The sequence below is a fragment of the Streptomyces sp. NPDC004539 genome, assembly GCF_040610055.1.
Lineage (GTDB): Bacteria > Actinomycetota > Actinomycetes > Streptomycetales > Streptomycetaceae > Streptomyces.
Genome location: NZ_JBEXLS010000005.1, coordinates 316,332 through 335,943, shown reverse-complemented (window position 1 = coordinate 335,943; position 19,612 = coordinate 316,332). Strand labels below are relative to the sequence as shown.

17 protein-coding genes are annotated in these 19,612 nt (G+C 72.5%); 7 read left to right on the top strand and 10 right to left on the bottom strand.

All coding sequences use genetic code 11. From position 1 onward, the window contains the following. Positions 1-34 precede the first annotated feature (34 nt). From ABZX85_RS13270 to ABZX85_RS13255, 4 genes are all read right to left on the bottom strand, one after another. Entirely contained in the window at positions 35-943 is a 909-nt protein-coding gene (locus tag ABZX85_RS13270; RefSeq protein WP_355866186.1) for a squalene/phytoene synthase family protein, read from the bottom strand. Positions 944-1,006: 63 nt separating this feature from the next. Next, positions 1,007-1,420, bottom strand: a complete 414-nt coding sequence (locus tag ABZX85_RS13265; RefSeq protein ID WP_355866183.1) for a DUF2000 family protein — start codon at positions 1,418-1,420, stop codon at positions 1,007-1,009. Between the two features lie 38 nt (positions 1,421-1,458). After that, on the bottom strand, positions 1,459-2,073 hold the full coding sequence (locus tag ABZX85_RS13260) for a hypothetical protein (protein WP_355866180.1): 615 nt from the start codon (positions 2,071-2,073) through the stop codon (positions 1,459-1,461). Next, complete coding sequence (locus ABZX85_RS13255) at positions 2,036-3,337, bottom strand: ATP-grasp domain-containing protein (RefSeq protein WP_355866178.1); 1,302 nt, start codon at positions 3,335-3,337, stop codon at positions 2,036-2,038. The genes ABZX85_RS13260 and ABZX85_RS13255 overlap by 38 nt, the downstream gene beginning before the upstream one ends. On the opposite strand from ABZX85_RS13255, the gene ABZX85_RS13250 reads away from it, so the two are divergent. Further along, complete coding sequence (locus tag ABZX85_RS13250) at positions 3,244-4,734, top strand: MFS transporter (RefSeq protein WP_355866175.1); 1,491 nt, start codon at positions 3,244-3,246, stop codon at positions 4,732-4,734. The two genes, ABZX85_RS13255 and ABZX85_RS13250, sit on opposite strands and share 94 nt — an antisense overlap. Positions 4,735-4,933: 199 nt before the next feature. Here ABZX85_RS13250 and hisC read toward each other — a convergent pair whose 3' ends face one another. Both hisC and ABZX85_RS13240 read right to left on the bottom strand, forming a co-directional pair. Next, entirely contained in the window at positions 4,934-6,010 is a 1,077-nt protein-coding gene (gene hisC / locus ABZX85_RS13245) for a histidinol-phosphate transaminase (protein WP_355866172.1), read from the bottom strand. Positions 6,011-6,162: 152 nt separating this feature from the next. After that, entirely contained in the window at positions 6,163-6,381 is a 219-nt protein-coding gene (locus ABZX85_RS13240; RefSeq protein WP_355866169.1) for a hypothetical protein, read from the bottom strand. Positions 6,382-6,692: 311 nt separating this feature from the next. Between ABZX85_RS13240 and ABZX85_RS13235 the strand changes: the two genes are divergently transcribed. Then, the gene (locus ABZX85_RS13235) at positions 6,693-9,017 is read left to right on the top strand and encodes a glycosyltransferase family 39 protein (protein ID WP_355866166.1); all 2,325 of its coding nucleotides are present in this window, start codon (positions 6,693-6,695) and stop codon (positions 9,015-9,017) included. Positions 9,018-9,173: 156 nt separating this feature from the next. Then, positions 9,174-9,962 carry a hypothetical protein gene (locus ABZX85_RS13230; RefSeq protein ID WP_355866164.1) on the top strand — a complete coding sequence of 263 codons (789 nt, stop codon included), beginning with the start codon at positions 9,174-9,176 and terminating at the stop codon, positions 9,960-9,962. A 35-nt stretch (positions 9,963-9,997) separates the two neighbouring features. Here ABZX85_RS13230 and ABZX85_RS13225 read toward each other — a convergent pair whose 3' ends face one another. Next, entirely contained in the window at positions 9,998-12,835 is a 2,838-nt protein-coding gene (locus ABZX85_RS13225; protein ID WP_355866161.1) for a BTAD domain-containing putative transcriptional regulator, read from the bottom strand. 203 nt (positions 12,836-13,038) lie between these two features. Here ABZX85_RS13225 and ABZX85_RS13220 point away from each other — a divergent pair, with 203 nt between their 5' ends. Continuing rightward, complete coding sequence (locus tag ABZX85_RS13220; protein ID WP_355866158.1) at positions 13,039-13,791, top strand: helix-turn-helix domain-containing protein; 753 nt, start codon at positions 13,039-13,041, stop codon at positions 13,789-13,791. Positions 13,792-13,923: 132 nt separating this feature from the next. On the opposite strand, the gene ABZX85_RS13215 is transcribed toward ABZX85_RS13220, so the two are convergent. From ABZX85_RS13215 to ABZX85_RS13205, 3 genes are all read right to left on the bottom strand, one after another. Continuing rightward, positions 13,924-14,460, bottom strand: coding sequence for a carboxymuconolactone decarboxylase family protein (locus ABZX85_RS13215; RefSeq protein ID WP_355866155.1), 537 nt, complete (start codon positions 14,458-14,460; stop codon positions 13,924-13,926). Then, complete coding sequence (locus ABZX85_RS13210; RefSeq protein WP_355866153.1) at positions 14,457-15,140, bottom strand: SDR family NAD(P)-dependent oxidoreductase; 684 nt, start codon at positions 15,138-15,140, stop codon at positions 14,457-14,459. Before ABZX85_RS13210 ends, ABZX85_RS13215 begins: the two co-directional genes overlap by 4 nt. 104 nt (positions 15,141-15,244) lie before the next feature. Then, complete coding sequence (locus ABZX85_RS13205; RefSeq protein WP_355866151.1) at positions 15,245-16,051, bottom strand: TauD/TfdA family dioxygenase; 807 nt, start codon at positions 16,049-16,051, stop codon at positions 15,245-15,247. 155 nt (positions 16,052-16,206) lie between these two features. Between ABZX85_RS13205 and ABZX85_RS13200 the strand changes: the two genes are divergently transcribed. The 3 genes from ABZX85_RS13200 to ABZX85_RS13190 are packed head-to-tail and all read left to right on the top strand — an operon-like array spanning position 16,207 to position 19,591. Next, a complete protein-coding gene (locus tag ABZX85_RS13200) occupies positions 16,207-16,941 on the top strand; it encodes an SDR family oxidoreductase (RefSeq protein ID WP_355866149.1) in 735 nt (244 codons plus the stop codon). Next, positions 16,938-18,389, top strand: coding sequence for an aldehyde dehydrogenase family protein (locus tag ABZX85_RS13195; protein WP_355866147.1), 1,452 nt, complete (start codon positions 16,938-16,940; stop codon positions 18,387-18,389). The genes ABZX85_RS13200 and ABZX85_RS13195 overlap by 4 nt, the downstream gene beginning before the upstream one ends. Further along, entirely contained in the window at positions 18,386-19,591 is a 1,206-nt protein-coding gene (locus ABZX85_RS13190) for a CoA transferase (protein WP_355866145.1), read from the top strand. The genes ABZX85_RS13195 and ABZX85_RS13190 overlap by 4 nt, the downstream gene beginning before the upstream one ends. Positions 19,592-19,612: the final 21 nt, after the last annotated feature.

Sequence of the window (19,612 nt, the reverse complement as noted above, 5' to 3'; positions counted from 1 at the left end):
GCGGTCCCGCCGACGACACGTCAGCCTTCCGTCCTCAGCGTGAAGTGCGCCTGTCGCGCCGGGCGTTGGACAGTACGCGCAGCGCTCCGGCCGGTGACGGGCTCGCCGGCCCGCGCAGGAGGCGGGTGCCGCGGCGCATGGCCGCGTCGGCGGTCAGCAGCTCGATGCGGACGAGGGCGCCGAGCAGAGGGCGGAACGGGGGCGGTGCCAAGTGGGGTAGTCCGGCGGCCTGTCGGAGGAGGGTGCGGGCCGCGGCTGTCTCGTACTCGATCAACGACCGTGCGGTGTCCGGGTACTTGTTCGTGGCGATGTCCTCGGGGGTGAGGCAGAACCGTTCCAGGGTGTCGGCGGGTATGCCGAGCCGTCCCTCCTGGAGGTCCTCGGCGAGGTCGTTGACGAAGTCCAGGCGCTGGCTGCCGTCGATGAAGGTACGGCAGGCGGCCCGGAACGCGCGGTCGTCGTCCTCGGGGCCGACCAGGGTGGCGACCAGCATGAAGGCGGGGAGGACGTAGGCGTCGACGTAGGTCTGGTAGTCGGCCTCGTCGGTGAAGCCGGTGAAGTCCAACTCGGCGACGGCGGTGGTGAGATACGTCTCGACGGCCTCCCGCATCCGGGGGCGGACGGTGACCGTGTGGGACATCGCCCGCAGCAGGGGGTCCTCGGACGTGCCTGTCCGCAGGGCGTTCCGTACCCGGCGTTCCCAGGCGTCCCAGGCCGCCGCGCGCTCGTCCTTGGGGCCGGTGTCCAGGAGGTTGTCCGCGTGGTGCATGAACGCGGTCGCGACCACGGCGTGCGGGAGCGTCGAGGGCGGCAGCAGGAGGCGTGTCGCGATGTACGCCGTACGCCGGAAGCGGGCGACCGTCCGTCGCCGGCCGCTGTAGTCGCGCCGCAGCCCGGCCTCGCGTATGCCCGCCGCGTCCAGGCTCCGTCTCCAAGTGCTCACGCGGTGATCGTAAGGGGGCGGTGAGGGGGCCGGTCGCCCGGAGGCGGCCCCCTCACCGGCCCGTCAGCCCCGGTAGACGCTGAAGCGTTTGGTCAGGGCGCGGACGGCCGTGTCCTCGCCGGTGACGCCGACCGCGCAGATGCCCAGTTCCGCGGGGGAGGCGTCGGTGACGAGGGCGCGATAGGTGTCGAAGCTGTTGCTCAGGGTGCGGCCCTCGGAGGTGAAGACGACGGGACGCAGCCCCTGAGCCGAGGCCGCTTCGACGAGTTGGGCGAGATGGCCGGTACGGCCGCTCAGGACGACCGTGTTGAAGCGGATGCCGGCGTGCAGCACGCCCGCGCGGTCGCGTACGTCGTCGGCGTAGATCCCCGGTTCGAGCCGGGCCAGCTGGCCCATGACGATCGCGGACACGTTGGCGACGGCGCCCGGTTCCAGGGACTTGTCCACTGCGATGACCGTGCGGAGTACTTCAGGCATGACCACTTGTTCCTGCTAGTTCCTGCTGGTTCCCGCGCTCAGTTCCTGCGCTCGAAGACGACGAAACTCATGGGGGTGCCCACGGAGAGGACCTCCAGGGTCTTCATACCGTAGTGGTCGGCGCAGGTCTGGTTCGTGATGGCCGCCGCCCGCGAGGAACTCCCCAACGCGGCCCGGCAGGCGGCGCTGTTGGACGTGGCGTGCAGACCGGCGTCCGTCAGCGCGCTCACCCTGGACTCGAAGAGCCGGGTGGTGGCCGGGTGGTAGTGCACCACGTCGTACCGCTCGGCGGACGCGCCGTCCACGGGCGCCGCGAACACCATGTCCGGCAGCGGACTGACGAACGCCTCCACCGCCCGCAGCTCCGGGTCGAAGAAGAACGTACGGATCTCCGGATACGCCCCCGCCACCAGCAGCGCGTCGTGCTCACCCGCCTTCACGCGCTCGGCGGCGATCTCGAAGGCGGGATAACCGGCGAGCCGGCCCGCCCTGCCGCCGCGCGCCCACCGCATCCCGACCGTCACACTGCACGTGAGCCCGGCCGGATCGTCCGCGAGCGTCGCCACGGACGCGTACCGCGGCTCGGGAGCGACGTCCGTGCTGAACGCGGGCGATTCACGCAGGTCCGGTGTCCGCAGAGCCGTCGAGTTCATAAAGTCCCACCCCGTCGAGATATCGAATGGTTTCCATGTCCCGCAGGACGACTTCTTCCACGGCGTGCATCAGATTGATGATCGCCGGATACGTGGTGTCGTCCACGGTCTGTCTTATTTCCGCCCCCGGCCGCGCCAGCTCCCACATCTCGCGGAAGCTCTCCAGCGCGCGAATGTCATCGGTGTGCCGGAGTTTCTTCAGCCGCCCGGCCACCGGGGATATCAGGGGAACCCAGGCGAAAAACTGGTCGATCGTATACGGCTGCCCCCGGCGCGCGGCGAATCTTTTCGGCCGCACATAGGAATCCACGGCCCAGTCGAGCTGCGATTCCCCGGCGGCCAGACTCGCGTAATGCGGCAGATCGGCCCCGGAGAGCCGGGAACCCGCCTCGATGAGACAGGGCCCCTCGGGCGTCATCTTCAGTTCCACGTGGGCCGGCCCGTGTCTGACACCGAGCGCGTCCAGCACCCCGAAGGAGTACTCGACGAGCCGGTCCTGGACCTCCCCCTCGCGCGGCACGAGATAACAGCCCCCGGAGAGATCCCGGATGCCGTTCACGCTCAGCCGCGCGCTGCGCCAGATCTCGGCGGCGTGATGCCGCCCGTCCAGGCTCGCCGTGTTCACGATGTACTCGGTGCCCACCAGGTACTCCTGCGCGAGCACCGCGGCGTTGGGCACCGAGAAGATGTCGTCCGAGCCGACGATCCGGCGGAACGCCGCCGCCGACTCCTCGGGGGTGTCGCAGAACGCGACCCCGTCCCCGCCCGCGCTGCTCAGCGGCTTGACGACGATCCGTCCGCCCAGCTTGGCGTGCCACTCGACCAGCTCGCTCTCGGTCTCCGCGCGTAGCTGCCGGGCCGTCCGCAGTCCGGCCGCGCGCACCGCCTCCGCCATGGCGGCCTTGTCGCGCCGCGCCCGGCTCAGCTCCGTCCCGTTCCCGGGCAGCCCGAGCGCCTCGCCGAGGACGTCGGCGAACGCCACCCCGTACTCGCCGCCCGCGACCACTGCGACCGGCCGGTACGGGCGCAGCGCCCTGACGGTCTCCGCGAGATCGCCGTCGTGCACGATGTTGGCCGAATAGTTCTCCAGCGTGGGGCTGGCCGAACGGTAGACGGCCGGCGGCTGCGGAGAACTCTGGACGCGTACGCAGTCGACCCCCGCACGGCGAAATGCGGGAGCTATGTGGCGGGCCGTCTGCGGCACCCCGTGAGAAGCCGTCTCGTACGTATCGACGAGAATTACATGGCGTCTGTTTTCGGACATGGCAAAGCTGCCCACCCGCCCTCCTCTATCTCCTGCATTTGCGATGGCGACCAAGAGTGTCGACGCGCTTTCAGGGACACGTCAAGAGTGTCTCGAATGCTGAACTCATTGTCGCACGGCGGCACTCGACGGAATATTTCAAAGATGCGAAGATCTCACCCATGTCAGTACTCAAGACACCGCGAGACGGTCGGTCCAGCCGGACATCGGAGATCATTCGGACTCGGTTCGGCGGGTTCCCCAAATCCTTTTGGATTCTTTGGTCGGGAACTCTGATAAACCGTTTCGGCACGATGGTGCACCCGTTCCTCGCGCTCTACCTGACCGCGGACCGGGGCCTCACCGCCACAGAGGTCGGCTACGTCCTCGCCGTGCTGGGCGTCGGCGGGGTGTTCTCCCAGCCGCTCGGCGGAGTGATCGCCGACCGCTGGGGGCGCCGAGTGGCGCTCACCGGAGGCACGGTGTCCACCGGTCTCGCCATGCTCGCCCTCGGCTACGCGCAGCACACGGCGGCCATCGTCGCCCTCGCCTTCCTGCTCGGTCTGGTCACCGACCTCTTCCGGCCGGCCTCCCAGGCGATCGTCGCGGACCTCGTCCCCGCCGAGGAACGCCCGCGCGCCTTCGGCCTGTTGCTGTGGGCCGTGAACCTCGGCTTCTCGCTCTCGATGGCGCTCGGCGGCGCGCTCGCACGCGACGGCTTCCAGATCCTCTTCTGGATCGACGCGCTGACGTGCGCCGGATTCGGCGCGCTGGTCTGGTTCGGCGTCCCCGAGGAGGAGGGCCGTACGGCGCGCAAGGCCGAGGGCCGGGGCGCCGACATCCTGCGGGACCGGGTCATGATCGCCTTCATCCTGATCGTGCTGCTGTGCGCGTTCGTGTTCATGCAGGCGCTCACCACCCTCCCCCTCGCGATGCGCCAGGACGGACTGCCGACGTCGTCGTACGGCTTCGTCATGGCGCTGAACGGTCTGACGATCGTCGTGCTCCAGCCCCTGCTCGGCCACCGGCTCGGCCGGCTCGACCGCACGCACGGGCTGGTGCTCGGCATGCTGCTGATGGGCGCCGGGAACGCGGCGACGGCCTGGGTCTCGACCACCCCCGGCTACGCGGGCGCGGTCGTGCTGTGGACCGTCGGCGAGGTGCTCCTCACCTCGATCGGCGCCGCGCTCGTCGCCGATCTCGCGCCCGCGCACCTGCGCGGCCGGTACAACGGCTGGTACGGCATGGCCTGGGGCGTCGGCGCGTTCACGGCACCGCTCGGCGGCACCCGGCTGCTGGAGATCGGCGCGCCCGTCCTCTGGTACGCCTGCGGAGCGCTGTGCGCGCTCGCCGCCGCCGGACAGTGGATGCTGGGCGGAGCGATCCGGTCCCGGTCGGCGGTCCACGCCGAAGCCTGAGCCCTCACCGCCGCGCCCCGCCGAGCCCGCCCGGCGGGGCAGGCCGAGCCCCCGTGTCGTGAGCCATCAACTGCCCCCCGTGGGAAGTGAATTCCTCGAACCGAGCACACAGTAGTCACGGAGTCACGGACGATCAAGGACCGTTCTCACCGCAAGGCGTCCCCAAGTGGGGCGTACCGGGCGGCAGTTGACCAACTGTTCACCCTTTGCGGAACCGCTCCGCCGCGAACAGGAAGCGGTCGTTCGCCGAGGCGCTGCCCACGCTGACCCGGGCGCCCTCGCCCGTGAACGCCCGCACCAGCACCCCTTCGCCCTCGCACGCCGCCGCGAACGCGTCCGTCCGCTCGCCGGTGCGCAGCCAGACGAAGTTGGCGTGCGTCTCGGGGACGGTCCAGCCCTGGTCGACGAGGGCGGCGTACACCCGGTCGCGCTCGGCCACCAGGGACGACACGCGCTCCCGCATCGCGGACTCCGCCCGCAGCGACGCGACGGCGGCGTCCTGGGCGAGCTGCGTCACCCCGAAGGGGACGGCCGTCTTGCGCAGGGCGGCGGCCACCGGCTCGTGCGCCACCGCGTACCCCACCCGCAGTCCGGCCAGGCCGTACGCCTTCGAAAAGGTGCGCAGGACACAGACGTTGGGCCGGTCCCGGTACAGCTCGACGCCGTCCGGGAACTCGTCGTCCCGCACGAACTCCAGGTACGCCTCGTCCAGGACGACCAGGACGTCCGAGGGAATCCGGTCGAGGAAACGCTCAAGTGCCGGTCGGCGCACCAGGGTTCCGGTCGGGTTGTTGGGGTTGCAGACGAAGACCAGCCGGGTCCGGCTCGTCACCGCGTCCGCCATGGCGTCCAGGTCGTGCACCTCCCCGGGGGCGAGCGGCACCTTCACCGACCGGGCCCCCACGATGCTCGTGAGCACCGGGTACGCCTCGAACGACCGCCAGGCGAACAGGACTTCGTCCCCCGGACCCGCCGTCGCCTGGAGCAGCTGCTGGGTCACGCCGACCGATCCGGTGCCGGTCGCGAGATGCTCCACGGGCACGTCCAGCCGCCGCGCGAGCTCCTCCCGCAGTCCGGTGCACGCCAGGTCGGGGTAGCGGTTGAAACCGGCCGCCGCGGCGACGGCGCCGTCCAGCACGCCCGGCAGCGGCGGGAAGGGGTTCTCGTTGGACGACAGCTTCCACACCTCGCCGCCCTCCGGCAGCGCCGACCGGCCCGGCCGGTAGGCCGGGACCTCCTCCAGTGCTGCCCGCAGGCGCGGACCTCGCTCGGACATGGGACCCCCCTCTTGTCGATCACGCGTGGCTTCTCACCGCCGATCATGATCGCTCGCCCGTCGTCCGCTCTCAACAGCGGAAACGGGCCAGGGCGGCCGGAGTCCGGCTGCCCCGACCCGTGGGTCGGACTGTGGAGGTCAGGCCGTGGAGGTCACTTGGCCGTGTCGAGGTCGGCCAGCGCCTGGGCCCAGCGGGCGTACTTGAGGGAGGCCAGGTCGGCGACGGTCTTGATGCCGAACGCCTCCTGGAGGAGGTCGCCCTGCCGGTCGGAGACGCCCTTGAGCGCGGCCACCGGCGCGGCCATGATCTCCGGGAGGCTCTTGTCCGCCCACGCCTTGTCCAGCACCTTGCTCAGGTCGATCTCGGCCATGTCTCCTCGTTCCGTCGTGTTGTGCGGTCATGCCGTGCGGTCGTGTCGAGTAGATTCTCTACAGGCGGTGTAGAGCATAGGTTCGGCGGAGCCCACTTTGGGACTGTTCTTGGCGATCTCTGCGGAAACGTCCTGAAAGTGCCGTATCCCAAGTCCGGTTCTGGTCCTGGCGATCGGCAGGCAATGAAAGCCCCCGCACAGGTTGAAGCGCGGACCCCGCGATTAAAGGGCCGGCCTCGGGACGATGAGAATTCCCTTGGAGGCGGGTGATTCGGAAGGGCCCGGCCAGGGCGTGCCGAACACTGCTGTGCATGGCAACGACAGTCCCCGCTCCGACCGTGCCCCCGCGGCGCGCGCCCTGGCGCTCCCCCTCCGGCCAGCCCGCCTACGCCCGCCCCGCGCTGCTGGCCCTCGTCCTGCTCGCCGCCGTGCTCTACACGTGGGGCATCGGCCACAGCTCGTACCACGCGTTCTACGCCGACGCCGCGCGCAGCATGTCGGAGAACTGGAAGGCGTTCTTCTACGGCTCCTTCGACCCCGGGAACTCCATCACGCTCGACAAACTCCCCGGGTTCCTGTGGCCGCAGGCCCTCTCCGCGCGGATCTTCGGCTTCCACCCCTGGGCCCTGGTCCTCCCCCAGGTCGTCGAGGGCGTGATCAGCCTCCTCGTCCTGCACCGGATCGTGTCCCGCTGGGCGGGCGTCGACGCCGCGCTCGTCGCCTGCACGGCGTTCCTGCTGACACCGGTCTCCGTGGGCCTGTTCCGCACGGCGGTGGAGGACCCGGCGTTCACGCTGTGCGTGCTGCTCGCGGCGGAGGCGACACAGCGGGCCGCGCGGGACGGACGTCTGCGGCCGTTGCTGATCGCCGGGGTGTGGGTCGGGGTCGGGTTCCAGAGCAAGATGCTGGAGGCGTGGGCCGTGCTGCCCGCGCTGGCGGTCGTGTACTTGGTCTCGGCGCCGATTCCCTTGCGGCGCAGGGCGGTTCACCTCGGGGTGGCCGCCGTGGTGACGGTCGCCGTGTCGCTGTCGTGGGTGGTGGCGGTGACGCTGGTGCCGGCGAAGGACCGGCCGTACGTGGACGGGACGACCGACAACTCCGCGTTCAGCATGGTGGTCGGGTACAACTTCCTGAACCGGTTCTCGTCGTTGGGGATCAGCGCGGCTTCCACCGGGAGCGTGAGCGGGACGCAGGGGGGTGGCGGGCATCGCGCGGGGGGCGGTGCCCGGGAGGAGGCCGGGGGGAGTGCGGGTGCGCGGGTGGGTGCACGTGCGGATGCGGGTGAGGGGACGGGTGCCGGTGTTCGTGCCGGTGCCGGTGCGGGCGGCGGTGCGGGCGGCGGTGCCGGCTTCGGCGGGCAGGACGGCTGGGGCAAGATGTTCGGCGCCTCGCTCGCTTCGCAGACCGGGTGGCTGTACCCGTTCGCCGCGATCGGCGCGTTCTGCGGGCTGCTGTGGAGCCGGGGGCGGTCCCGCACCGACCGGACCCGTGCCGGGTTCCTGCTCTGGAGCGTCTGGCTCGCCACGTTCTTCCTGGTCTTCAGCGCGGGGAGCGTGGGCGGGCACACGTACTACATGGGCGTGATCGCGGTACCGCTCGCCGCGCTCACGGGCGGCGGGACCGTCGCGATGTGGCGGGCCTGCCGGGCCGGCGGGCGGCGGGCGGTGGCGCTGCCGGCGGCCGTCGCGGGGACGGCGGGGTGGAGCGCGTATCTGGCGGGGGAGTTCAGGTCGGCTCTGCCGTGGGTCGCGCCGGTGGTGGGGATGCTGGGGGTGGTGGCCGTCGTGCTGCTGGCGGTGGTGGGGCTGCGTGCGGGTGGCCGGGCCGACGACCATGCAGATGGCTGGGCTGATGGCCGGGCCGATGGCGGGTTCCGTGCCCGTTCCGGCGGCCGGCTCGCGCTCGCCGGGCTCGCCGCCGCCCTCGCCGCCGTGCTGATCGCGCCGGGCGCGTGGGTGGCGCAGGTGTTCAACCCCTCGTATCGCAGCACCGGGATGGGGGCGGTCGGTCCGTCGAGCGTGTACGGAGGTCGCGGCACGTCCGGGCGTTCCGGCGAACGGGGCCTGTCCTCGGGGGCGTTCGTGACGGCGGGCGGGCGGCCGGACCGGCTGCGGTGGGGCGGCGGCACGGGGGACACGGCCCGCACCGGAGGCTTCGGCGGCGCGGGCGGCGCGGCAGGCAGGGGTGCGGGCGGCCGGGGGACGGCCGGCTTCGGGAGCGTGGCCGGTACGGGCGCCGCCGGCTTCGGGGGGATCGGATCGGACGGCGGACTCACCACGCCCCAGCGGGAGTTGCTCACCTACACGCGGGCCCGCCAGGGCTCGGCGTCGTACGTCTTCGCGACCACGAACTGGAGCACGGCGTCCCCGTACATCCTCGCCACCGGCGCCCACGTCCTGCCGCTGGGCGGGTTCAGCGGCAGGGTGCCGTTCCCGACGGAGACCGGATTCCGGCAGCTCGTCCGCTCGGGCGCGCTCCGCTACCTCCTGGCCGGCACCGGCCGGGCCGACTCCGGTACGACGGACTCCGCCCGGATCACCGCATGGGCACGGTCGTCCTGCTCAGCCGTCCCGGCCTCGGCCTACGGCGGGTCGGGCACCGCCGAGACGCTGTACGACTGCGCCGCCGCCCGCTGAACCGCGTACTGGTGCGGCACACGACCGCCTGTCGCACCCGAGCCGCGGTCCGTCCAGCGGAACCCGGTGTGACGGGCGGCCGTGCGGGCGGGACCTTGGGCCGGAGCATCCGGCTACTGAGAGGGCTCCCTCACGATGACTGGGACGACCAGATCCATGGGCACGCGACTGGTGGGCGCCGTGACCGCGTTGACGACCGCCGTGATCGTCACGTTCGCCGGCGCGCCGTCGGCCCGCGCGGACACGGTCTCGGACTTCACCGGCTACCTGGGTTACGTGAAGCAGGCGTACGACGCGTACCAGAACTTCTTCGGGCACAAACTCACTCTCGACGAGGCGACCACCCGGATCGAGAACGCGATCAGCGTGGCGAAGACGGAGATCCTCAACGAGGTCGACGCCGTCGCGACGGCGGACGTGCAGGCGTGTGCGAGGAGCGCCGTCATCGAGGTCGCGGACATCCGCCGGCTCTCCCCGGACAACCTCCAGGCGTTCGCCATGTCCGCCACGTCCTGCGCGACCCTGGCGCAGTCGGACATCAGCAACGTCGGACAGCTCGGCTCCGTCGATCAGCTCGGGTTCGCCCTCAACACCGTCGGGCCGATCGCCCTCTTCGCCCGGACGTACGCGGGCTTGAGCACCGACCTGCTGAGGTCGACGCTCGTCTCCGCCAACCAGACCGTCGTCACCCGGCTGACACCGCGCTGCTTCGCGACCCCCCTGTGGGGAGACGCCGAACCCGGCGCCACCTCGGTCGAGGCACAGCTCCAGTGCACGGCGTTCAACGGCAACATCGGCCTGGACTGGGTCACCGTCACCGGCCTCAGATACCGGCAGCCGCTGCCGGCGCTGCCCACGTCCACCTACGCGTACGCCTCGACCCAGGCCGTGCGGCTCACCAGCTACCTGACCTCCACGGCGGCCCTCCCGGAGCTGACCACGTAGCGTCCGGCCGGCGCCTGCCGAGGGCCCGGTCCCGTTCAGTCGCGCGGAGGCAGCACGGTGACGGACGGGTCCTTGTCCAGGTGGTGGCGGAGCCGGTCGCGGAGGGCGGCGGCGTCCGGGTGGGCGAGTTCCTCGAAGAGGGCCAGCGACCGTGTCCAGGCGTCGCGGGTCGCGCCGGTGTCCCGGGCGGCGTGGAGGGTGTCGCCGAGGTGGGCGAGGATGTCCGCCTCGAAGTAGCGGTCCCCCAGCTCGTGGAAGAGCCGCGCGGCCCGCTCGTAGCAGGCCGCCGCCTGCGGGTACTCGCCGAGATGGTGGTGGGCGTAGCCGAGGGTGTCCCAGGTGTGGGCCTCGCCGGAGAGATGGCCCGCCCCCTCCAGCAGGGCGAGCGCCCGCCGGCCGTAGGCGACGGCCTCCTGGTGGCGGCCGAGCATCGTGTGGTCCCAGCCGACGTTGTTGAGCGCCATGCCCTGCCAGCCCCGGTCCCCCGCGACGGCGAAGAGGTCCACCGCCCGGCGCGAGTGGGTCAGCGCCTCGGCGCGGCGGTCCTGCCGGGTCGAGACCCTGCCCAGGGCGAGGTGGGCGTGCGCCTCGCCCGCCGGATCGCCCAGCTCCCGGTACAGCCGCACGGCGCGGTCGAGGCGCGCGCGGGCGTCCGTCTGACGCCCCAGCGCCGACTCCGCGTTCGCGATGTTGCGCAGCGCGCACGCCAGCGCCGCCCGGTCGTCCAGCCGCTCGGCCGCCGCCAGCGCGGCGGTGTGCGCGGCGGCCCACTCGGCCCACAGGACCCCGCGCTGGTGGTACGTGCTCAGCGCGGCGGCCAACTGCCAGACGTGCGTGTCGAATCCGTCCCGGGCGGCCTGGCCGAGCGCGGCGGACAGCACGGGATGGTCGGCGGTGAACCAGGCCATGGCGGCGTCCCGGCCGGCCGGTTCCTCGGGCAGGACACCGGGCCGGGCGGGCGCGGGCACCACACGGTCGGCCGGCGGCCCCAGGAGGAGCTGCGCCCGCAGCGCGGTGTGCAGGTAGTGATCGAGCATCCGGTGCGTCGCCGCGCCGCGCGCCTGCGCGTCGTCCACGGCACGGGCCAGCTCACCGGCGTAGGCGCGCAGCAGGTCGTGGAAGGAGTAGCGGCCCGGTACGGGTTCGGCGAGCAGGTGGGCGTCCGTCAGTTCGGCCAGCAGCAGACGGGTGCGCGCCGGGGGTTCGCCCGCCAGGCTCGTCGCCGCCGGGGCGGAGATGTCCGGTCCCGGATGCAGGCCGAGCAGCCGGAAGAGCCGGGCGGCGGCGGGGCTCAGGGCCTGGTAGGACCAGGAGAGGACGGCACGCACCCGGGTGGCGGGATCGCCCCCGTCGAGCGCGTCGAGACGGCCGTTCCCGTCGCGCAGTTCGTCGGCGAGCGCGGCGAGCGGCAGGTTCGGCCGGGCGGCGGCCCGGGCCGCGACCACGGCCAGCGCCAGGGGCAGACCGGCACACCGGGCCGTGATCCCGGCGACGGCGGCGGGATCGGCCGCCGTACGCGGCCCGCCGATCCGGTCGGCCAGCATCGACGCGGCCTCGGCGGGCGAGAGCACGTCGACGTCGAACAGGTGGGCGCCCTCCGCCGCGGCCAGGCCGGTGAGGCGGTTGCGGCTGGTGACGAGGACGAGACAGCCGGGCGATCCGGGCAGCAGGGGCCTGACCTGGCCGGCGTCCCGGGCGTTGTCCAGCACGACGAGCATCCGCCGGTCGGCGAGCAGGGTCCGGTAGAGGGCCGCCCGGGCGTCCAGCCCTGCGGGCATCCTGGCGGGGGTCACCTCCAGGGCGTCCAGGAAACCGCGCAGCGCCTCGGCCGGGTCCCGCGAGGAGCCGGTCGGGTCGAACCCGCGCAGGTTCACGTACAACTGCCCGTCGGGGAAGGACTTGCGCACCCGGTGCCCCCAGTGCACGGCCAGCGAGGTCTTGCCCACCCCCGCCGTGCCGGACACCGCCGAGATCACCACGGGAGCCGTCGGCCCGGCCGCCGTCAGGAACCCGTCCAGCCGGGCGAGTTCCGCCGCCCGCCCGGTGAACCCCCGTACCGCCAACGGCAGTTGTGCGGGAACCACCCGCTGGTGCCCCGCCGCCGCCCGCACCGGCGGCCCGGCCGGCGCGGGCGGCTGCCCCCGCAGCACCGCCTCGTGGGCGGCACGCAGCGCCGGACCGGGCTCCGTGCCCAGCTCCTCGGCCAGCCGGCGCCGCACGGAGGCGTACCGGTCCAGCGCCTCGGCGCCCCGGCCGGCCGCGTACAGCGTCCGCATCAGCATCTCCGCCAGCGGCTCCGTCAGCGGATGCTCGTCGAGCAGCGCGGCCAGCGGGCCGATCGCCACGGCCGGGTCCTCGGCCGCCTGGAGCCGCGCCCACATGACGGTCGCCTCCACGCGCTCACGCCGCCACGCCTCACGCGTCTGCACCACCCACGGGCCGTCCAGCCCGCTCAGCGGCTCACCCCGCCACAGACCGAGCGCCTCGCCCAGCAGCCGTGCCCGCACGCCGTCCGGCAGCCCGGGGCCGCGCGCCTCGCCGACCAGCCGGCGGAACCGGTGGACGTCGATCAGGTCCCGGTCGGCCTCCAGGACGTACCCGCCGGAGCGGCGCGTCACCCTGATCCCGTCGCCTCCGCCCGCGGTCTCCTCGCAGAGCCGGCGCAGCCGGGCGACGTGCGCGTAGACCGAACGCCGCGCCCCTTCCGGGGAGTCCGGGCCCCAGACCCGTCCGATCACCACGTCGGGCGCCACCGGGCGGCCCGCGTCCACGGCCAGCGCCGCGAGCACGGCACGCCGCTGCGGCGGTCCGACCTCCGCCGTCCCTTCCGGCGTGGCCAGCTCCACCGGTCCGAGCAACCGTAAGTGAGGCATCGACCCCCCTCGCACTCTCCCTGTCCGCCGAGTCCGCCCACGGGCGGGGCCGGGACAGCCTCGACGGCGGGACACGACAACCTATCGACAACATCTCGACCCACCCTCGTCCCCCAGCATGGCGATGCGCCGGAGGTCCGACCACCACCGCGCGCGAGGAACTCGGGGAACAGGGGGGAACGATGAGCGGGAGCAGCGTATCCGTGCGTCTCGGCACCGCGGACGGGCCGGACGCGGACCGTACGGCGGGGCCGTCGGCGGACGGTGCCGGGCGGGGTGTGTTGGAGGGGGCCTTCGCGCTGCTGGCGGCGGTGGAACGCCTGGAGGGAGCGGGGCTGACCCGGCTGGCGGGCGAGAGCGGGCTGCCCAAGACGACGGCACACCGGCTGCTGGAGCAACTGGCCGCCCTGGGCGCGGTCGAACGGCACGCGGGGGGATACCGCATCGGCTGGCGGATGTGCCGGCTCGGGCAGGACTGGCAGCCGCACCCGGAGCTGCGGACGGCCGCGGCCGGGCCCGCGCGCAGGCTGGCCGCGCTCACCGGGGCCGCGGTGGGGACCGCGGTGCTGCGCGGGCACCGGACGCTGCTGGTCGACTGGTTCCCCGGCGAGGAGGAGTCGTCCCCCGTGCCGGCGGACCTGTCCGCCCGGCCCTGGTACACCGCCGCCGGGAAGGTGTGCGCCGCGGCCCCCGGCCACCGGTTCCCGCCCGGCCCGGTGCCGGCCGCCTGGGCGCGGGAGGCGCGGGAGATCCGGGCGCGCGGGTTCGCGGTCGACCGGGGGGTGCTGACGGCCGGGGCGCACTGTGTCGCGGCGCCGCTGCACTGCTCGGGGGACACGCCCGTCGCGGCCCTCTTCGCCGTCGTCGGGCCCGGGCATCGGCTGGACCGGGTCGCCGATGTCGTCCGGCGGACGGGGGGTTGCGTCAGTGCACGGCTCGGACGTGGGGGTGACTGAGTTTGCCGGGGGCGGGGCGGGGCGGGAGTGGGGGGGCGGGGGACGGGGAGGTAGATGGGGGCGGGGTCGAGGTGGGGTGGCGGGGGACGGGGAGGCGTGGGACGGCGGGACCGTGGGGGTTCGGCCCGATGGTCAGGCTCGGCTGTTCTGGCTGTCCATGCCCTGGTCGTCCATGCCTTCGTCCGGTTCGACGCCGAAGGTGTTGTACGCCATGGCCTGCGTCGCGTACGTGCCGACGACGAACACCAGCTCCAGCAGCTGGAGTTCGTCGAGTTCCTCGGCGAGTTCGCGGTAGGTGGCGTCGGACAGGGTGGAGGTGGTGTCGAGTTCGTCGACGGCGCGGTTGACGAGGGTGTCGGCGCCGGCGCGGATGTCGGCCAACTCGGCCTCGGTGATGCCGATCTGAGCAGCCATCAGGACATGGTGGGCCCACTCGTACCGGCAGCGGCGGCGCCAGGCGACGCGCAGGACGGCGAGTTCACGGGTACGGGCGGGCAGCGTCCCCCGGTACACGAGCTGGGTGCTGAAGGTGAGGAACGCCTTGGCGAGGCGGGGGTGGTGGAGGAGGAGGCCGAGCGCGTTGGACGGCGGGATCTGCCGCCCGCCCGTGAGGGGCCTCAGCACCTCCTCGTCCCACTGCTCGTACGGCATCGGGGGCAGCCGGGTCATGTGTTGCGGCCCCCGTTCACGCCGATGATCTGCCCGGTGATGTACCCGGCCTCCTCACGGACCAGGAACGAGCAGGTCGCCGCGATGTCCTCGGGCCGGCCCACCCGGCGCACCGGGGTGCGCGCGATGTGCTCCTCGACGGTCCCGCCGAGCCGCTCCCGGGCCTCCGCCGACCGCAGCATCGGCGTGTCGACGAAGCCGGGCGGCACCGCGTTGACGGTGATGCCGCGCGGCCCCAGCTCCAGGGCGAGGGACTTGGTGAGCCCGTTGACCGCCGACTTCGCGGCGACGTAGTGCGCCATGAACGGCTGGCCCGAATGCGCGCTGGACGACGAGATGTTGACGATCCGCCCCCAGCGCCCCTCCCACATGTCGGGCAGCGCCGACTGCACGCAGTGGAAGACCCCGTTCAGGTTGATGTCCAGCACCCGCTGCCACTCGGCGAATCCGAGCTTCCCGAAGCGCGCGTGCCCGTCCAGACCGGCCGCGTTGACGAGCACGGACACCGGCCCGAACCGCTCCCGTACGGCGTCCATCGCCTTGTCGACGCCGGTGCGGTCGGTGACGTCCACGGCGTAGCCGTCGGCGGTGGGGGAGAGGTCGAACACGGCGACGTCCAGGCCGTCCTGGGCGAGCCGGTCGGCCACGGCCCGGCCGATCCCGGAGGCGCCGCCGGTCACCACGGCGGTCCGGCGAGGGGCGGGGGGCCGGTCAGGGCCGGGGGTCGGGTGAGGGTCGGGGGTCGGGTGAGGGTCGGGGGCGCTCCCGGCGTCTCCTGCCCCGCTCACGCGAACGCCTCTTCCCCGACGATCGTCGTGCGGTGCAGCAGGCGTTCGGACGTCTCCTCGTAGGGCAGCGCGCGGTGCAGGATGCCGGTGTTGTCCCAGACGACGAGGTCGCCGACGGTCCAGTCGTGGGCGTAGCGGAACCGTTCCTGGGTGGTCCAGTCGAGGAGCTCCGCGAGGAGGTCGCGGCTGCTCTCGGCGGACATGCCGACGACCTGGCCGGCGGTGGCGCCGGTGACGAAGGAGCGGCGGCCGTCGCGGCGCCGCCAGACGAGGGACGTCTCCTGGCCGGGCTGGGTGCGCCAGGCGGCGAGCTGCTCCTCGGTGGGGTCGGGGACGACGAGCCGCTGGGCGGCCTCGAAACTGTGGACGACCCGGAGGTCGTCGTAGCGGGCGCGGTCCTTCTCGGAGAGGTTGTCGTAGGCGGCGTAGGTGTTGGAGAACTCGGTTCCCCCGCCGACGGCGGCGACGTGCCGGGCCGTGAGGGTGGTCGCCTTGACGGGGACGGTGTCGGTGGTGCCGTCGAGGTGCCAGAAGAAGGCACCCCGCAGGTACTGGGCGGTCGCGTTCTTCTCCGGGTCGAGGGAGATCGGGAAGATCTCCCGGCCGCGCAGCTCGACCACCTTCCCCAGTTTGCGGCTGAACGCCAACTGCCCCGCGTCGTCGAGGTGGAGGCCCCGGACGAGCAGGACGCCGCGCCACTTGAGGGCCTCGGCGGCGCGCAGGACGAACGTGTCGTCGAGGGGGTCGGTGACGCCGGTGAACTCCACTCCGAGCGCCGGGCTCAACGCCTTCGATTCGATCATGGAAACACCCCTTCTGTTCGTGAGAACCTTATTCTCCAGGGGGTCGGGACCGGAAGGTCAAGAGCATCAGATTCTCTTGTCCGAATCCTTGATTCGCATAAATAGAGAATGTAGTTTCCGGATCAGTCGAGCTCAGTGGAGCGAGGAGGTCCGGGATGCGGTTCAAGGACAAGGTGGCGGTCGTCACCGGCGCCGGGCAGGGCATCGGGGAGGGGTACGCGAAGGCGCTGGCCGCCGAGGGCGCGAAGGTGGTGGTCGCCGAGCTGAACGAGGACCAGGGACAGCGGGTCGCCAAGGAGATCGGGGACGCCGCGCTCTTCGTCCGCGTCGACGTCGCCGACCCGGACTCCGCGCAGGCCCTCGCCGACACCGTGATCGCCGAACTCGGGCGCGTGGACTGCCTGGTGAACAACGCGGCGATCTTCCACGGCATGCGGCGCGAGGGCATCGTCACCGTCGACTACGACTACCTCGACAGGTTCCTCAAGGTGAACCTGCTCGGCGCGCTGCACGTCACCCGCGCCGTCCTGCCGCACCTCGAGGAGGGCGCGGCGATCGTCAACCAGTCCTCCACCGCCGCCTGGACGGCGACCGGCTTCTACGGTCTCGCCAAGGCCGGCCTCAACCACCTCACGGTCGACCTCGCCGCCGAACTCGGCCCGCGCGGCATCCGTGTCAACGCGATCGCCCCCGGCCCCACCGACACCGAGGCGGCCCGCAGCATCATCCCCGAGGCCCACCGCACCGCGATGGTCCAGCAGTTCCCCCTCAAGCGCATGGGCACCCCCGCCGACCAGGCCGGCGCCCTGCTCTTCCTGCTCTCCGACGACGCGGCCTGGATCACCGGCCAGATCCTCTCGGTGGACGGCGGATCGGTGGTACGGCTGTGACCGGGCCGATCGTCAAGTCCCAGCTCATCGACGGCAAACTCCAGGCCGCCGAGACCTCCTTCGACTCCCACAACCCCGCCACCGGCGCCCTCCTCGGCCACGCCCCCGAGGCGACCGTGACCGACGCCGAGACCGCCGTCGCCGCCGCCCGCCGCGCCTTCGACACCACCGACTGGGCGACGGACACCGCACTGCGAGTGCGCTGTCTGCGCCAGTTGCACGCCGCCCTCGACGAACACCGCGAGGAACTCCGCGAGTTGACCATCGCGGAGGTCGGCGCACCCCGCCAGCTCACCCACGGCCCCCAGCTCGACGAGCCCATCGGCATCGTCAAGTACTACGCCGACCTGCTGGAGTCCTACGAGTTCACCGAGGACCTGGGCGAGATCGAGTCGCGCGGCCAGCGGCATCACCGCTGGGTGGAGAAGGAGGCCGCCGGGGTCGTCGCCGCGATCCTGCCGTACAACTTCCCCAACCAGCTCGCCCTCGCCAAGCTCGCCCCCGCGCTCGCGGCCGGCTGCACCGTCGTCCTCAAGGGCGCCCCGCAGACCCCGCTCACCACCCTCGCGCTCGGTGAACTGATCGCCGAGCACACGGACATACCGCCGGGCGTGGTCAACGTCCTCAGCTCCTCGAAGCCCGAGGTGGGGGCAATCCTCACCACGCACCCGGACGTCGATGTCGTCACCTTCACCGGCGCGACGACCACCGGCCGCGCCATCATGGCCGCAGCCGCCGACAGCGTGAAACGCGTCTTCCTCGAACTCGGCGGCAAGTCCGCGATGATCGTCATGGAGGACGCCGACTTCGTGAAGACGGCCATGTTCGCCGCGTTCACGATCTGCTCGCACTCCGGGCAGGGCTGCGCCCTCACCTCACGGCTCCTGGTGCCCCGTCAGCACCACGACCAGATCGTCCAGTTGGTCTCGGCGGGCCTGGACCGCGTCAACGTCGGCGACCCCACCGACGTGAAGACGAACATGGGCCCCCTCATCAGCGAGCAGCAGCGCGACAAGGTTGACGGCATGGTCCGCCGGGCTGTCGAGGCGGGCGCCACGCTCGTCCGGGGCGGACAGCGCATCGACCCCGGGCACTTCTACGAGCCGACGCTCCTCGCGAACGTCGACCCCGACAGCGAGATCGCCCAGGAGGAGGTGTTCGGGCCCGTGCTGGCCGTCATCCCCTTCGACGACGAGGAGGACGCCGTACGCATCGCGAACAACTCGAAGTACGGGCTGTCGGGGGCCGTGCACAGCGCCGACGAGGAGCGGGCGATCCGGATCGCGCGGCGCATCCGCACCGGCACGTTCTCCATCAACGGCGGCAACTACTTCGCCCCGGACGTGCCGTTCGGCGGGTACAAGCAGTCCGGGGTGGGGCGCGAGAGCGGGCGCAGCGGGTTCGAGGAGTTCCTGGAGGAGAAGTCGTTCGCGCGGGTGGCCGGGTGAAACCACTGGAGGGAATCCGGGTCCTCGAAGTCGCCATGTACGGCTTCGTCCCGTCGGCCGGGGCCGTCCTCGCCGACTGGGGCGCCGACGTCGTCAAGGTCGAGCACGCGGTCACCGGCGACCCGCAGCGCGGACTGCGCCGGACCGGCACGTTCGTCGTGGAGGGTGACCCGAACCCGAACGTCGCCCACGCCAACCGGGGCAAACGCTCCATCGGGCTGGACATGTCGACCCCCGAAGGGCAGGAAGTCCTGAGGGAGTTGACGAGGAGCGCGGACGTCTTCCTGACCAGCTTCCTGCCCGGCGCCCGCACCCGCCTGAAGATCGACGTGGCCGACGTCAAAGCCGTCAACCCCCGGATCGTGTACGCCCGGGGCACCGCCCTCGGCCCGCGCGGGCCCGAGTCCGACCGGGGCGGCTACGACATGACCGCGTTCTGGTGCCGCGCGGGCACCGCCGCCAGCATCACCCCGCCCGGCACCGACGGCATGGTCCCCCCGCCCGGCCCGGCCTACGGCGACACCATCTCCGGCACCAACCTCGCCGGAGGCATCGCCGCCGCGCTCCTGCGGCGCGAACGCACCGGAGAGGCACCGGTGGTCGACGTCTCGCTGCTGGGCAGCGGCCTGTGGTCGCTCGGCCACTCCATCGGGCTCTCCCTCCACCTCGACCGCGCCTGGGAAGGCACGAAGCCGGGTGCGCACGCCTCTCCCGCCAACCCGCTCACCGGGCTCTACCGCACCTCCGACGGCCGGTACCTGTCCTTCGTCATGCTCCAGCCCGCCAAGTTCTGGGCCACGGTGTGCCGTTGCCTCGGCCGGCCCGACCTCGCGGACGATCCCCGGTTCGCGACCGCCGAGTCGATCGCCGAGCACACCGCCGACGCGGTGAAGGAACTGCGCGCGACCGTCGCCACCCGCACCCTCGCCGACTGGTCGAAGGACCTCGCCGCGCTGGACGGGCCGTGGGCGCCGGTCCAGGACACCCTGCAAGCCGCCGCCGACGCACAGGTACGCGCCAACGGCTACATCGGACAGGCCGGCGACCTCGAACTCGTCGCCAGCCCCGTCCAGTTCGACGTCGAGGACACCACGCTCGGCGCGGCACCGGAGTTCGCCGCGCAGACCGAGGAGATCCTCACCGGCCTCGGCTACGACTGGGATCGCATTCTCGCCCTGAAGGCGAGCGGCGCGGTCACCTGAACACCCTTTGGCCCCAGGAGG